General features: G+C 68.8%; 10 protein-coding genes and 1 pseudogene. 3 read left to right on the top strand and 8 right to left on the bottom strand.

What is annotated here, in order from left to right; all coding sequences use genetic code 11:
- Positions 1-200 precede the first annotated feature (200 nt).
- On the bottom strand, positions 201-1,967 hold the full coding sequence (gene arc, locus ACIRRY_RS27405) for a proteasome ATPase (RefSeq protein WP_200680193.1): 1,767 nt from the start codon (positions 1,965-1,967) through the stop codon (positions 201-203).
- Between the two features lie 386 nt (positions 1,968-2,353).
- Between arc and ACIRRY_RS27400 the strand changes: the two genes are divergently transcribed.
- Positions 2,354-2,659, top strand: a complete 306-nt coding sequence (locus ACIRRY_RS27400; RefSeq protein ID WP_403977594.1) for a ferredoxin — start codon at positions 2,354-2,356, stop codon at positions 2,657-2,659.
- 14 nt (positions 2,660-2,673) lie between these two features.
- Here ACIRRY_RS27400 and ACIRRY_RS27395 read toward each other — a convergent pair whose 3' ends face one another.
- From ACIRRY_RS27395 to ACIRRY_RS27385, 3 genes are all read right to left on the bottom strand, one after another.
- Positions 2,674-3,258, bottom strand: coding sequence for a hypothetical protein (locus ACIRRY_RS27395; RefSeq protein ID WP_403977356.1), 585 nt, complete (start codon positions 3,256-3,258; stop codon positions 2,674-2,676).
- Between the two features lie 230 nt (positions 3,259-3,488).
- Positions 3,489-4,397 carry a tRNA (adenine-N1)-methyltransferase gene (locus tag ACIRRY_RS27390; protein WP_200680197.1) on the bottom strand — a complete coding sequence of 303 codons (909 nt, stop codon included), beginning with the start codon at positions 4,395-4,397 and terminating at the stop codon, positions 3,489-3,491.
- 50 nt (positions 4,398-4,447) lie between these two features.
- Positions 4,448-6,178, bottom strand: a complete 1,731-nt coding sequence (locus ACIRRY_RS27385; RefSeq protein WP_403977354.1) for a site-2 protease family protein — start codon at positions 6,176-6,178, stop codon at positions 4,448-4,450.
- Between the two features lie 175 nt (positions 6,179-6,353).
- On the opposite strand from ACIRRY_RS27385, the pseudogene ACIRRY_RS27380 reads away from it, so the two are divergent.
- A pseudogene (locus tag ACIRRY_RS27380) lies at positions 6,354-7,301 on the top strand (RecB family exonuclease); the annotation flags it as partial.
- Between the two features lie 363 nt (positions 7,302-7,664).
- Complete coding sequence (locus ACIRRY_RS27375; protein WP_019059117.1) at positions 7,665-8,336, top strand: response regulator transcription factor; 672 nt, start codon at positions 7,665-7,667, stop codon at positions 8,334-8,336.
- 68 nt (positions 8,337-8,404) lie between these two features.
- Here the strand turns inward: ACIRRY_RS27375 and ACIRRY_RS27370 are convergent, their stop codons facing one another.
- The 4 genes from ACIRRY_RS27370 to metH form a co-directional block, all read right to left on the bottom strand.
- Positions 8,405-8,548: a hypothetical protein gene (locus ACIRRY_RS27370; protein ID WP_403977352.1), complete on the bottom strand. Its 144-nt coding sequence runs from the start codon at positions 8,546-8,548 to the stop codon at positions 8,405-8,407.
- Positions 8,549-8,573: 25 nt separating this feature from the next.
- Complete coding sequence (locus ACIRRY_RS27365; protein ID WP_403977350.1) at positions 8,574-10,178, bottom strand: ABC transporter substrate-binding protein; 1,605 nt, start codon at positions 10,176-10,178, stop codon at positions 8,574-8,576.
- 440 nt (positions 10,179-10,618) lie between these two features.
- Positions 10,619-11,314 (bottom strand): HAD family hydrolase, encoded by a 696-nt coding sequence (locus ACIRRY_RS27360; RefSeq protein WP_403977348.1) that lies wholly within the window; start codon positions 11,312-11,314, stop codon positions 10,619-10,621.
- A gap of 98 nt (positions 11,315-11,412) precedes the next feature.
- Positions 11,413-14,928, bottom strand: a complete 3,516-nt coding sequence (gene metH, locus ACIRRY_RS27355) for a methionine synthase (RefSeq protein ID WP_403977346.1) — start codon at positions 14,926-14,928, stop codon at positions 11,413-11,415.
- Between the last annotated feature and the right edge of the window lie 121 nt (positions 14,929-15,049).

Genomic DNA, 15,049 nt, shown 5'->3' with positions numbered 1-15,049 from the left:
AAGTACCGCTGGCGCTCCGGTGCGTGTGCGGTGCCCGTCCCCGCACTGCGCGCCTCGGCGGTACCGAAGAGCCTAGAACGGCTTTGCGCTGGTGGGGAGATCATTTGCGTCATTGCCTCGCGCGCCCCTAGTTGCGGTCATGGCCTGAAAAGCAGTCGGCTGCGGGTACCCGCCATGGGCACCCGCAGCCGCCCTGTTCTTTACAGGTACTGACCGGTGTTCGCCACCGTGTCGATGGAGCGTCCGGTGTCCGCGCCCTGCTTTCCGGTGATGAGCGTACGGATGTAGACGATCCGTTCGCCCTTCTTTCCGGAGATCCGGGCCCAGTCGTCGGGGTTGGTGGTGTTGGGCAGGTCCTCGTTCTCCTTGAACTCGTCGACGCACGCCTGGAGGAGGTGCGAGACGCGGATGCCCTTCTGCTTGTGCTCCAGGAAGTCCTTGATGGCCATCTTCTTGGCCCGGCCCACGATGTTCTCGATCATGGCGCCGGAGTTGAAGTCCTTGAAGTAGAGGACTTCCTTGTCACCGTTGGCGTAGGTGACCTCCAGGAAGCGGTTCTCCTCGGATTCCGTGTACATGTGTTCCACGGCCGTCTGGATCATGCTCTGGACGGTGATGGTCTTGTCGTTGTTGTGCTCGCCGACGTCGTCGGGGTGGAGCGGGAGGCGTTCGGTGAGGTACTTGGCGAAGATGTCCTTGGCGGCCTCGGCGTCGGGACGCTCGATCTTGATCTTCACGTCCAGGCGGCCGGGGCGCAGGATGGCGGGGTCGATCATGTCCTCGCGGTTCGAGGCGCCGATGACGACCACGTTCTGCAGGCCTTCCACACCGTCGATCTCGGCGAGCAGCTGCGGGACGATGGTGTTCTCCACGTCCGAGCTGACACCGGATCCGCGGGTGCGGAAGAGGGACTCCATCTCGTCGAAGAAGACGATGACGGGGGTGCCCTCGCTGGCCTTCTCACGAGCGCGCTGGAAGACCAGGCGGATCTGCCGCTCGGTCTCACCGACGTACTTGTTGAGGAGCTCGGGACCCTTGATGTTGAGGAAGAAGCTCTTGCCGGTGGCCTGTCCGGTGACCTCGGCGACCTTTTTGGCCAGCGAGTTGGCGACGGCCTTGGCGATGAGCGTCTTGCCGCATCCGGGGGGCCCGTACAGCAGGACGCCCTTGGGCGGCCGCAGTTCGTGCTCCTTGAAGAGGTCGGGGTAGAGGTACGGCAGTTCGACCGCGTCGCGGATCATCTCGATCTGGCCGCCCAGACCGCCGATCTGCTCGTAGCCGATGTCGGGGACCTCTTCGAGGACGAGTTCCTCGACCTCGCTCTTCGGGACGATCTCGTAGACGTAGCCGGAACGGGGTTCGAGCAGCAGGGCGTCGCCGGGGCGGATGGTGATGTCCAGCAGCGGCTCGGCGAGCCGCACCACCCGTTCCTCGTCGGTGTGCCCCACTACCAGGGCTCGTTCGCCGTCCTCGAGGATCTCCTTGAGGGTGACGATGTCGCCGACGCGCTCGTACTCCATGGCCTCGACCACGTTGAGCGCTTCGTTGAGCATTACTTCCTGGCCGCGGCGGAGCTCTTCGAGTTCCACGCTTGGGCTGACGTTCACCCTGAGTTTGCGACCGCCGGTGAAGATGTCCGCTGTGCCGTCCTCGTTGGCCACGAGGAAGACACCGAAGCCGGCCGGCGGCTGTGCGAGCCGGTCGACTTCCTCCTTGAGGGCCACGATCTGGTCGCGGGCCTCACGGAGCGTGTTGGCGAGTCGCTCGTTCTGGGCGGACACCCCGGCCAGATTGGTCTGCAGCTCGACGATCCGCTCTTCGAGAATCCTCGTGTGTCGCGGAGAGTCGGCGAGCTTACGTCGCAGGACGGCGATCTCCTGCTCAAGGTAGGCAATCTGCCCGGACGGGTCGTCGGACCCTCGTCCCGGGCGGATGCCGCGGTTCATGTCGTCGTCGTGGGCTGCCACGGTCCTCACCTCCTCCAAGGGGAGCTGGACGCTTCCAGACCCTACCTGGGTGGGTGTCGATTGAAACCCCTAGATCACAAAGACTGTCAAGGTGTGTCGTCGGTCACCCTGCGCTCTCCCTCACGCCGAGTGGATACCCACTCAACGTGATTCAGAAGCGGACTGTTCCAAGGCCGGGTTGGTCAAAAACCTTCACGGCGGACGTGAGTTGCCGTGCGGACGGGTTCGACGCCCGATGGAAACCGGCCAATGCGCCCCTGACTGAGAGTGTCCATGCGGACAGTGTCCGTCATGCGGCGGCGGGAAACCTGAGATCGCGGAGAAAGGCCGTTCGGGCGGGCGGAGGTAGGCTCGAAGATGTTCAACACCCGGCGGAAACAGGAGACATCACCGTGCAGGACGAGGCCGTGGCCGACGGCGAGGCGCTGGAGGTCTGGATCGACCAGGACCTCTGTACCGGAGACGGCATCTGCGCCCAGTACGCCCCCGAGGTCTTCGAACTGGACATCGACGGACTGGCCTATGTGAAGAGCCCGGACGACGAGCTGTTGCAGGACAAGGGCGCCACCACGCCGGTCCCGCTGACCCTGTTGGTCGATGTCGTGGACTCCGCCAAGGAGTGCCCCGGTGACTGCATTCATGTGCGCCGGGTCGCGGACCGGGTCGAGGTGTACGGACCCGACGCGGCCTGAGGGCCGGCGGGTCGTCAGACGTTCTGGACGTTGCCGGGGATGGAGCGGACGAACGATCCGTTGCGCCACTGCCACTTGACGCTCTCCTTGACGTCGGGGCAGCAACTGGGCACGTCCGCCGTCGAGTAGCCGAGCAGCGTCGCGAGCACCGCGCCGTCGCGTACGGCGAAGTCGGTGACGGTCTCGCGCGCCTTCGGGGCGACCAGGGTGGCGACGACACGCGGCTTGGCCGCTCCGGCGCCCTGGGTCAGCACATAGACGCCGTCGGGCGGGGTACCCATACCCGCGTCGCAGTGGACCACCGCGACGGTCTCCGGCCTGCCGTCGCCGTCGAGATCCCCGGACGCCTTCTTCTGTACGACGACCTTCACGGGGCCGCAGTCGATGGGGAAGGCGACCCCTGTGGTCGCGGGGGCCGAGGCGTTGGCGGGCGCGGACTTCGTCTGCGTACCGGAGGCCTGGGCGGCGTGTGCGGAGTCGGGTTGCAGCCCCGAGGAGAGGGCGACTACACCGGCGAGCGCCGCGGCGGTGGCGACCCAGTGGATGGGGCGGGTGTTGGTGTGTGCCAGTTCCAGTTCCGGGACGGCGGAGTGCTGCACTAGGAGTGTCTCCTGTGAGGGCTGTGCCGGTGGGGGTGGCCTGCATGCTGCCACACACCGTGGTGCGGGGGAACGGCGGGGTCGACAGTTCGTTCGCGCGGTCGCACGGGACGTTCCGACGGTGTCGCTACGTCAGAAGAAAGACGCCGTGGCCGAGTTCCGGAGGACTTCCGGGAACTCGGCCACGGCGTTCGTGCGTTGAGTGCGGCACAGGGCCGCCCTTGAGTGGCTCAGCGGCCGGCGGCGCCGGCACCGTCGGCGTTCGGGCCCGTGTAGTCGTCGCCGTAGGCGCCCTTGGAAGGACGGCGGCGGCGCATGGGGGGCTCGACGCCGTCCGCGAGGCGGCGGGCGGTGAGGAGGAAGCCGGTGTGGCCGATCATCCGGTGGTCGGGGCGGACGGCCAGGCCCTCGACGTGCCAGTTGCGGAGCATCGTCTCCCACGCGGTCGGCTCGTTGAAGGAACCGATCTCGCGGATGGACTCGACGGTGCGGGCGAGCTGGGTGGTGGTCGCGACGTAGCAGCAGAGGATGCCGCCGGGCACGAGGGCCTTGGAGACGGCCTCCAGGCACTCCCAGGGGGCGAGCATGTCGAGGATCACGCGGTCGACGTCCGTGTCGGACAGGTTGTCCTGGAGGTCGCCGACGGTGAGCTGCCAGGCGGGGTGCGGGCCGCCGAAGTAGCGCTCCACGTTCTGCTGGGCGATCTCGGCGAAGTCCTCGCGGCGCTCGTAGGAGTGCAGCATGCCCTGGTCGCCGATGGCGCGCAGCAGGAAGCTGCTGAGCGAGCCGGAGCCCACGCCCGCTTCCACGACGCGCGCGCCGGGGAAGATGTCCGCGAAGGACAGGATCTGCCCCGCGTCCTTGGGGTAGACCACGGCGGCGCCGCGGGGCATGGACAGGACGTAGTCGGGGAGCAGGGGGCGCAGCGCGAGGTAGGCGACGTTGCCGGTGGTGCGGACAACGCTGCCCTCGGGAGCACCGATCAGTTCGTCGTGCGGGAAGGAACCCTTGTGGGTGTGGAAATTCTTCCCGGCTTCGAGCGTGAACGTGTAGTGGCGGCCCTTGGGGTCGGTCAGCTGAACCTGGTCCCCGACCTTGAAGGGCCCGCGCCTGCGGGCGGCACCGGTCGGTTCGGACATGTGAGCAGCCTACCGGCGTTTGCGGGGGTCGCCGACCACGCGCGCGTGCGTCAGTTGGGGCGGGCCATGGCCTTCACGAAGGCGCGCTCCACGTCGGCGGCGGACAGGACGCCGTAGATCTCGCCGGTCTCCTCGACGACGAGGTACTCGGTCGCGGGGGTGGCGCGCAGGGCGTCGAGGAGGTCCTCGCCGGCGAGCTCCGCCGAGACGCGCATGCCGTCCGTGAGGTCCTGGGCGAGGCCGCTGACGACGACCCAGGGGCGGCGGTGTTCGGGGACGCCGACGATGGCGGCCTCGCGGACGAGGGAGAGGGGCTGGCCGTCGGCGTCGACGACGACCAGGGCGCGGGCGCCGGCCGCGTTGGCGCGGCGCAGGGCTTCGGAGAGCGGGGTGTTGGTCTCGACGGGGACCGCGCGGCGGGTGAGGTTGCGGGCGCGGAGTTCCGGGAGGTGTTCGCGCAGCCGGGCCATACGGAGGCTGTTGCCGGCGCCGGTCCAGATGATCGCGGCGAGGATCGCGGCGAGCAGGGCGTCCGTGACGGTGTCCATGCCGCTGACGTCCTCGCTGTTCGTGCCGAGGGCGCCGGTCTGGGTGAGCAGCGGGAGGCCGATCAGGACGGAGACGGCGAGCGCGCGGCCGACCCAGGCGGCGGCGATGGTGCCGCTCATGGGTCTGCCGGTGATCTTCCAGACGACGGCGCGGAGCATACGGCCGCCGTCGAGGGGCAGGCCGGGCAGGAGGTTGAAGGCGGCCACGATGAGGTTGGAGACCATCAGGCCGGCCAGCAGGACGCCGGGGACGGTGCCGGGTTCGACGGGCAGCATGGCCAGGTAGAAGATGCCCGAGAGGATCAGCGAGAGCAGCGGGCCGACGAAAGCCAGCACGAACTCCCGGCCGGGGGTCTCGGCCTCCTTCTCGATCTCGGAGACACCGCCGAAGAACTGCAACTGGATGCGGCGGACCGGGAGTTTGAAGCGGAGCGCGGCCACGGTGTGGGCGAGTTCGTGTACCAGGACGGAGCCGTAGAAGGCGACCGCGAAGAAGAGGGCCACGAGGTAGCGGGCGGCGCCGAGTTCGGGCAGCACACGGTCGAGCTGGCCGCCGAACACCCAGGTGATGAGCGCGGCGACGAGGAACCAACTGGGTGCCACGTAGACGGGCACCCCGAAGGGCCGTCCCATCAGCAGGCCGCCGCCGGGCTCCTTGGGGCGCTGCGGGGGGCGGCCCTTGGCGAGGGGGGTGGGGTCGGTCTCGGGGTTGGCGTGGGCGTAGGGGAGGTTCGGGTGGCTGGGGGTGTGGTCGTTGCCCGTGGGGGCGGCGGCACGTTTCGGCTCGCCGTTCAGGTGGGCGTGCGGTGCGGGGGCTGGAGCGGGGGGCGGCGTGGACGTGCCCTCCGTCTCCGTACGGCTGCGCGCGGGGGCTTCGGAGGTCTCGGACGGTGATTCCGCCCCCGGGCTGTCGTCGGGTGCGGTGAGCTCGACGTCCGATGTGCTCGCGTCCCCGTGATCCGCGGACGACGTACCCGTGGCACTTGGCTCTGCGGGCGACGTGTTCGCGGCCGTGCGGTCCTCGGACGGCTCGGGTGCGGTCCCGTGATCCTCGGACGGTGTGTCCGCGTGGCCGTGCTCCTGGGTGGGTGTCGCGGGCCGCTGGTGGTCGGAGTCGTCGTGTTTGGGTTCGGGGGTGCCGGGGTCGGCGGCCGGGGTCGTGGCACCCGTGGCGTGTTCGGTCGGCTCGTTGGTGCCGGACCGCGGCTGCCCGCTCCCGCCGCTCTCGTCCACGATGTCCCCTCGTTCGAAGCATCCTCCGCGCCAGCCGGGCGGAGGGGTCTCGGGTCGATGGTATGCGGCGGTCGCGACGCGTTCCGCCCCGGCACCCCCCGCGTTTCCCCGGTCGTCGCGGGCGCGTCGGCCGGGATCGGGTCACTGTCAGTGGCGGGCCGTAAGGTCTGTGGGCATGGAGACGAGTGCGGAGGGCGTCGCGGGGACAGTCGGCGACGAGGGCGCGGCGGCGGGACCGACCGCGGCGGTGACGGTGGGGACGGGGACGGTGGGCGTGGTCGAGCGCGTCGCCATAGCGCCTGCCTCGTTGTCGCCCTCGCGTGCCGGTGACTTCATGCAGTGCCCGTTGTTGTACCGGTTCCGGGTGATCGACCGGCTGCCGGAGAAGCCCAGCGAGGCGGCGACCAGGGGGACCCTGGTGCACTCGGTGCTGGAGCGGCTCTTCGACGCGCCGGCGGCCGAGCGTACGGCGCCGCGGGCCAAGTCGCTGATCCCCGGGCAGTGGGACCGGCTGCGGGAGTCCCGGCCGGAGGTCGTGGAGCTGTTCGCCGACGATCCGGAGGGCGAGCGGCTGACGCGCTGGCTCGGGGAGGCGGAGCGGCTGGTCGAGCGCTGGTTCTCCCTGGAGGATCCGACCCGGCTGGAGCCCGCCGAGCGGGAGATGTTCGTCGAGGCCGAGCTGGACTCGGGACTGAAGCTGCGCGGGATCATCGACCGGGTCGATGTGGCGCCGACGGGCGATGTGCGGATCGTCGACTACAAGACGGGCAAGGCGCCGCGGCCCGAGTATGCCGAGGGTGCGCTGTTCCAGATGAAGTTCTACGCGCTGGTGGTCTGGCGGTTGAAGCAAGTCGTCCCGCGGCGGCTCCAGTTGGTGTACCTGGGCAGCGGGGACGTGGTGACGTACGACCCCGTCGTCGCCGACCTGGAGCGGGTCGAGCGCAAGTTGCTGGCCCTCTGGGAGGCGATCCGGCTGGCCACGGAGACAGGCGACTGGCGCCCACGCCCGACCAAGCTGTGCGGCTGGTGCGACCACCAGGCGGTGTGCCCGGAGTTCGGCGGCACTCCCCCGCCGTATCCGTTGCCGGTGCATAGGGCCGACGGCGGTTCTGGGGCGGGGGGTGTTGCCGCTGTGGAGGCGACGGTCGGTACCTCTGCGGGACGTCCGGAGGTCGCGGTCGGCGATTCCGGGAAGGGTGCGGACGTGTCCGAGGAGGGATCGGCTGCGGGGTCTGAGGTGCTGGGCGGTGATTCCGGTGAGGGGCCGGGGGCGACGGACGGTGTTTCCGCCGGGGCCTGAAGCCAGCCGAATCAGTGCCCGCCGGACAGCGAACGCAGCAAACGCCGTGCCCACCAGACTCCCGGAGCAGGCAAACAGCGATCCCCGAAGGCCCCGGCACAGCAACCCGCGCTCCCCCACAAGGCCGGTCGAGTCGTAAGCCAGGACGCAGGGCAGAATGGGGCCGGGCTAGCGAAGGAGATTCACGTGGCCATCCGCGTCCTACTGGTTGATGACCAGCCGCTCCTGCGAACCGGGTTCCGGATGATTCTGGAGGCGGAGCAGGATCTCGCGGTCGTCGGTGAGGCCGGTGACGGTCTGCAGGCGCTCGACCAGGTGCGGGCTCTGCAGCCCGATGTGGTGCTGATGGACATCCGTATGCCACGGATGGACGGGGTGGAGGCGACCCGGCAGATCACCGGTCCCGGGCGGGACGGCCCGGCGAAGGTGCTGGTGCTGACCACCTTCGATCTCGACGAGTACGTCGTGGAGGCGTTGCGGGCCGGTGCCAGTGGCTTCCTGCTCAAGGACGCCCCGGCGAACGAACTCGTCCAGGCGATCCGGGTGGTGGCCTCAGGTGAGGCGATGCTCGCGCCCAGCATCACGCGACGGCTGCTCGACAAGTACGCCAGTCATCTGCCGTCGGGTGACGAGCCCGTCCCGGATGCCCTGCACACGTTGACCGAGCGTGAGGTCGAGGTGCTGAAGCTGGTGGCGCGGGGGCTGTCGAACGCGGAGATCGCCGCCGACCTGTTCGTCAGCGAGACCACCGTCAAGACGCATGTGGGGCACGTCCTCACCAAGTTGGGCCTGCGCGACCGGGTGCAGGCCGCCGTGTACGCGTACGAGAGCGGGTTGGTGCGCCCCGGCGCGCAGTAGACACCGGTACGCACGAAGAGGGCGCCCCTTCCTGACAGGGGCGCCCTCTTCGTGTGTGCGGGCCCGGATCAGTCCGTGCCGACCGACCGGAGACGGCAGGCCGCCAGCGCGGAGGCAGAAGGCCGACCGACCGCGAACCGGAAGACGGTCGACAGGCCGGTGGCCAGCCCCGCCGTGATCGGCGGAACTGGCCACTGGTCGAGCTTGTTCACCACAGGCGGCTGCGGTCAGCGCTGACTAGTTGCCCACGCCTCGGCCCAGCTCCCAGAGCTGGAGGGTCGAGGAGGAGTTCAGCGCGTACGCGGTACCCGTGACGTCGTCGCGGGCGGCGACGTACTGCTTGCCCTGCCACAGCGGGATCAGCGGGACGTCGGAGGCGACGATGTCCTGGATGGACGTGAGGCTCTTGGAGGCGGTGAGCCGGTCGGCCTCGCGGCGGGACTCCGGGATCAGGGTGTTCCTGATCTTGACGTTGGCGTACGGCAGGCCGAGGGTGTTGTCCTTGTCGAGGAAGGGCGCGAGGTAGTTGTCGGCGTCGGGGAAGTCGGGGAACCAACCCATCCCGTAGACGTCGTACTTGCCCTTCTGCTCGGCCGGGCGGAACGTCGACCAGGGGGTGCCCTTGATGCTGACGTCGAACAGGCCGCTGGCGTTGAGCTGCTTCTGCAGCTGCTCGAACTCTTCCTTGGTGGCCGAACCGTAGTGGTCGGTCGTGTAGTTCAGGGTCAGCTTCACCGGGGTGGTGATGTTGGCGGCCGCCATCATCGCCTTGGCCTTGGTGACGCTCGGGTCGCCGTACTTGTTGAAGAACGAGTTCGAGTGACCGATGATCGTCGCCGGAACCATGGAGTAGAGCGGCTCGGCCTCGGTGCCGTAGACCTTGGAGACGAGTTCGCCGCGGTCGATGATCTGGGCCATCGCCTCGCGTACAGCCTTCGACTTCACGGTCGGGGCGTCGGTGTTGAAGCCCAGGTAGCGGATCTCGAGGCCGGGCATCTCGACGAGGTCGACGTCGCCGTCCGTGTCGTCGCTGAGCTTCTGGATCTGCTCCGGCGACATGGTGCGCGTCATCACGTCGATGTCGCCCTTGGTGATCGCGTCACCCATGGCGGTGGCGTCCGCGAAGGAACGCATCTCCACCTTGCTGTTGTCCACCTTCAAGGCCCCCTTGTAATTGGGGTTCTTGGTGAACGTGGCCGTGGTGATCGCGTCGTCCTTCTTGGAGACCGACAGCGTGTACGGGCCGGAGCCGTCGACGTCGAAGCCGTCGCGCAGCTTGTCCTTCTGGTAGTCGTCCGGGTTCACGATGCCGGCGACGGGAGTGGACAGCTTGTACGGGAACGTGGCGTCGGCCGTCTTCAGGTGGAAGATGACCTCGCTGTCGCCCTGCGTCTCGACGGTGTCGACGGTGGACAGCAGGGCGAACACACCGCTGTCGGCCTTGATGCGCATCGCGCGGTCGATGGAGTACTTCACATCTTCCGCGGTGATCTTGTCGCCGTTGGCGAACTTCAGGCCGTCGCGCAGGGTGCAGGCGTAGCGCTCGTTGCCGGTGTCGGTGAAGCCGCACTTCTCGGCGGCCTCGGGCACCGGGTCGCCCTCGCCCTTGGGCTGGATCATCAGGGTCTGCACGGTCTGGCGCAGGATGTTCCAGGTGCCGACGTCGTAGGCGTAGGCGGGGTCGAGCGGCGCCGGAGCGTCCTTCGTCGCCTCGAACCGGTCCGTGGTGCCGACGACTATCGCATCGTCGCTGGAACTCCCGCTGCCGGAGCCGCCACACGCGGCGAGCACCGGCGCGAGCAGGCCGACGACGGCCGGCAGCACCAAAGTCTTGCGGTTCATGCGGGAGTTTCTCCAGAGCTGTTCGAGTCCGTGTAGTCGACATGCATGGGGTGGTGATGTCGATCAACGGGGATAAGGGCGATGTTCTCGCATTGAGATTAGTCCGGACCCGCACGGGGGTTCGCGGCCACCGTAGTTGAGTTCCCATCACGCAGCGGAACCGGCTGTGGACAGACCGAAAACCCGCCGAGGGAAGGATTAGTGCAGGGTTTCACCAATCGGGACACAAGGGTGCGTGATCGGCCTCAGAAATGGGGTGAACAGCACAGGTCGACGCCGATGTCGACCCTGCGACACGTGGGGAACCTCACACACGTCAACTCGGTTGGAGTGCAACGGAATTCGACCGGTCGACCGTGCCTGAATTCCTTTCCCATTGGACTTTGTACGCTCGGTGAACGGCTGGCGCATTTCCGTCATCGGTTCCCGCCAGGCGGACGTCAGTCGGCCATCAGTCCGCGCAGAAATGCCAGGTCGACGACTTCCAGGGAGGTCACGACGGTGCGCCGGGCGGCCGGGGCGATGGGTGCCACGGACGGTACGGCCACCACCAGGCAGCCCGCCGCCTCCGCCGCCGCGACACCGGTCGCGGTGTCCTCCACGACCGCGCAGCGGGCCGGGTCGACGCCCAGCCCTTCGGCGGCGAGCAGATAGGGATCGGGGAACGGCTTGGTGCGCGCGACCTCGTCGCCGGCCACCGTCAGCGCGAAGTGCTGGGGGCCGAGCGCGGTCAGGACCCGGTCGATGATGCGCCGGTGCGAGGCGGAGACGAGGGCCGTGGGGATCTCGTACTCCGCCAGCTCGGCCAGGAGTCTGGCGGCGCCCGGCATCAGCGGCAGGCTCCGTCCGATCCGGTCCTCGAAGCCCGCGTTGAGCAGCACGGACAGTTCGGCGAGGGTGATGTCGGCGCCGGTGGCCTCGATCAGGAAACCGGCGCTGCGGGTCATGGGGCCGCCGACCACGACATGGCGCCAGGAGTCGTCGAGGGTGTGTCCGAGGGCGGCGAAGACCTCGACCTCGACCTCCCACCAGAAGCCCTCGGTGTCCACCAGGGTTCCGTCCATGTCGAGGAGAACGGCCTGGAGTGCTGAGCCTTCGGCCGTACGGGTTCCGAGCGCGGGGACCGTGCTGGTCATCCTGGCGCACCTCCTTGAGGGACGATCAGGCCGGCCACCCCTGAAACACACAAGGGCGACCGGCCTGCGGTGGACCGACCAGTGTACGACTTATCCGATCAACGTGCGTTGAAGTACTTCGCCTCGGGGTGGTGGATGACGATCGCGTCCGTCGACTGCTCCGGGTGCAGCTGGAACTCCTCCGACAGGTGAACGCCGATGCGCTCCGGCTCCAGCAGGGCGGCGATCTTCGCGCGGTCCTCCAGGTCGGGGCAGGCGCCGTAGCCGAGGGAGAAGCGGGCGCCCCGGTACTTGAGGGCGAACATGTCCTCGACGTCGGTGGGGTCCTCGCCGGCGAAGCCGAGTTCGGAGCGCACGCGCGCGTGCCAGTACTCGGCGAGCGCCTCGGCCAACTGGACGGACAGGCCGTGCAGTTCGAGGTAGTCGCGGTAGGAGTTCGACTCGAAGAGCTTCGCGGTCTCCTCGCCGATGCGGTTGCCCATGGTGACGATCTGGAAGCCGACGACGTCCTTCTCGCCGGATTCCTCCGGGCGGAAGAAGTCGGCCAGGCAGAGCCGGCGGCCGCGGCGCTGGCGCGGGAAGGTGAAGCGGGTGCGCTCGTTGCCCTCGTCGTCCAGGACGATCAGGTCGTCGTCCTTGGACACGCAGGGGAAGTAGCCGTAGACGACGGCCGCTTCGAGCAGGTTGTCGGTCTGGAGCTTGTCCAGCAGGCCGCGGAGCCGGGGGCGGCCCTCGGTCTCGACCAGTTCCTCGTACGTCGGTCCGTCGCCCGCGCGGGCCTGCTTGAGGCCCCACTGGCCCTTGAAGAGCGCGCCCTCGTCGAGCCAGGACGCGTACTCCTTGAGCTGGATGCCCTTGATGACCCTGGTGCCGCGGAACGGCGGGGTGGGGACGGGGTTGTCGACGGAGACGTCCGAGCGGACGTGCCCCTCCTCGGGGCGCTCCTCCTCCGCCACGGCGACGGACGCCCGCACCCGGCGCTGCTTGAGCTCGGGCAGCTTCGCGCCGGGCACACCGCGCTTGACGCCGATCAGGGCGTCCATCAGGCGCAGGCCCTCGAACGCGTCCCGGGCGTAGCGGACCTCGCCCTCGTAGATCTCGTGCAGGTCCTGCTCGACGTAGGCGCGGGTGAGGGCGGCGCCGCCCAGGATGACCGGGTAGTCGGCGGCCATCTTGCGCTGGTTGAGCTCCTGGAGGTTCTCCTTCATGATCACCGTGGACTTGACCAGGAGGCCGGACATGCCGATGACGTCGGCGCGGTGCTCCTCGGCGGCTTCGAGGATCGCGGAGACGGGCTGCTTGATGCCGAGGTTGACGACGTTGTAGCCGTTGTTGGACAGGATGATGTCGACGAGGTTCTTGCCGATGTCGTGGACGTCGCCGCGCACGGTGGCGAGCACGATGGTGCCCTTACCCTCGGCGTCCGACTTCTCCATGTGCGGTTCGAGATAGGCGACCGCCGTCTTCATGACCTCGGCGGACTGGAGCACGAACGGCAGCTGCATCTGCCCGGAGCCGAACAGCTCGCCGACGACCTTCATGCCGTCCAGGAGCGTCGCGTTGACGATGTCCAGGGCGGGGCGGGTCTCCAGGGCCTCGGCGAGGTCCGTCTCCAGGCCGTTCTTCTCGCCGTCGATGATCCGGCGCTTGAGCCGCTCGTCCAGCGGAAGGGCGGCCAGCTCCTCGGCGCGGCCCGCCGTCCGGGACTTGGTGGTGGCGCCCTCGAAGAGGGCCATCAGCTTCTGGAGCGGGTCATAGCCCTCGGCGCGACGGTCGTAGACGAGGTCGAGGGCCGTCTTCACCTCTTCCTCGGTGAAGCGGGCGATCGGGAGGATCTTCGACGCGTGGACGATCGCCGAGTCGAGGCCCGCCTTGACGCATTCGTCGAGGAAGACGGAGTTGAGCAGGACGCGGGCGGCCGGGTTGAGGCCGAAGGAGATGTTGGAGAGGCCCAGCGTGGTCTGGACGTCCGGGTGGCGGCTCTTGAGCTGACGAATGGCCTCGATGGTGGCGATGCCGTCGCCGCGGGACTCCTCCTGGCCGGTGCAGATGGTGAAGGTCAGGGTGTCGATGAGGATGTCCGACTCGTGGATGCCCCAGTTCGTCGTGAGGTCCTCGATCAGCCGCTCGGCGATGGCGACCTTGTGCTCCGGGGTGCGCGCCTGGCCCTGCTCGTCGATGGTCAGCGCGATGAGCGCGGCACCGTGTTCCTGGGCGAGCTTCGTGACCTTCGCGAAGCGGGACTCGGGGCCGTCGCCGTCCTCGTAGTTGACGGAGTTGATGACCGCGCGGCCACCGATCTTCTCCAACCCGGCCCGGATGACCGGGACTTCGGTGGAGTCCAGGACGATCGGAAGGGTGGAGGCGGTGGCGAAGCGGCCGGCGAGTTCCTCCATGTCGGCGACGCCGTCGCGGCCGACGTAGTCCACGCAGAGGTCCAGCATGTGGGCGCCCTCGCGGATCTGGTCGCGGGCCATCTCCACGCAGTCGTCCCAGCGGGCGTCCAGCATGGCCTCGCGGAACTTCTTCGAACCGTTGGCGTTCGTGCGCTCGCCGATCGCCATGTAGGCGGTGTCCTGGCGGAACGGGACCGTCTGGTAGAGGGACGCGGCGCCCGGCTCGGGCTGCGGGTGGCGCTCGACGGGCTCCAACTCGCGGACCCGCTCGACGAGTTGGCGCAGGTGCTCGGGGGTGGTGCCGCAGCAGCCGCCGACCAGGTTCAGGCCGTAGTCGCGGACGAAGTGGTCCTGCGCCTCCGCCAGGCCCTCGGGGTCGAGCGGGAAGTGGGCGCCGTCCTTGGTGAGGATGGGCAGGCCCGCGTTCGGCATGCAGAGCAGCGGGGTGCGGGAGTGGCGGGCGAGATAGCGCAGGTGCTCGCTCATCTCGGCGGGGCCCGTCGAGCAGTTCAGGCCGATCATGTCGATGCCGAGGGGCTCAAGGGCGGTGAGCGCGGCGCCGATCTCCGAGCCGAGCAGCATGGTGCCGGTCGTCTCGAAGGCCATCGAGACCAGGAGGGGTACGTCGACGCCGGTCGCCTCCATGGCGCGGCGGGCGCCCAGGATCGACGACTTCGTCTGGAGCAGGTCCTGGGTGGTCTCGACGATCAGGGCGTCGGCGCCGCCGGCGAGCAGTCCCTCGGCGTTCGCCTGGAAGCCGTCGCGGAGGGTGGCGTAGCCGATGTGGCCGAGGGTGGGCAGCTTGGTGCCGGGGCCGATGGAGCCGAGGACCCAGCGCTGGCGGCCGTCGCGGGCGGTGAAGTCGTCGGCGGTCTCGCGGGCGATGCGGGCGCCGGACTCGGAGAGTTCGTGGACGCGCTCGGGGATGTCGTACTCGGCCATCGCGGAGTGGTTCGCGCCGAACGTGTTCGTCTCGACGCAGTCGACACCCGCGCCGAAGTACTCCTCGTGGACCGAACGGACGATGTCCGGGCGGGTGATGTTCAGGATCTCGTTGCAGCCCTCGAGGTTCTCGAAGTCCTCAAGAGTGGGATCCTGCGCCTGGAGCATGGTGCCCATCGCTCCGTCGGCGACCACCACACGGGTGGCGAGGGCCTCTCGGAGCGCGGACACACGGGTCCGGCTGTCGGCAGAAGGGGTCAGTGGCGACGAGGCCATGAAAGGGCTCCCTGGAGTGCGACGGCTGTCGGCTTTTGCGGCTTCCCCCGGAACCTCTCACGGAACTCCCCGGGGAGCGCGCACGTCGCCAGGGTAACGGGGTCGGGCGGGGGCGTGCTCG

This window comes from Streptomyces sp. NPDC101776, from assembly GCF_044766845.1.
Taxonomy (GTDB): Bacteria; Actinomycetota; Actinomycetes; order Streptomycetales; family Streptomycetaceae; genus Streptomyces.
Note: the sequence above shows the minus strand (reverse complement) of the source record. Positions and strands in the feature narration are given on the sequence as shown.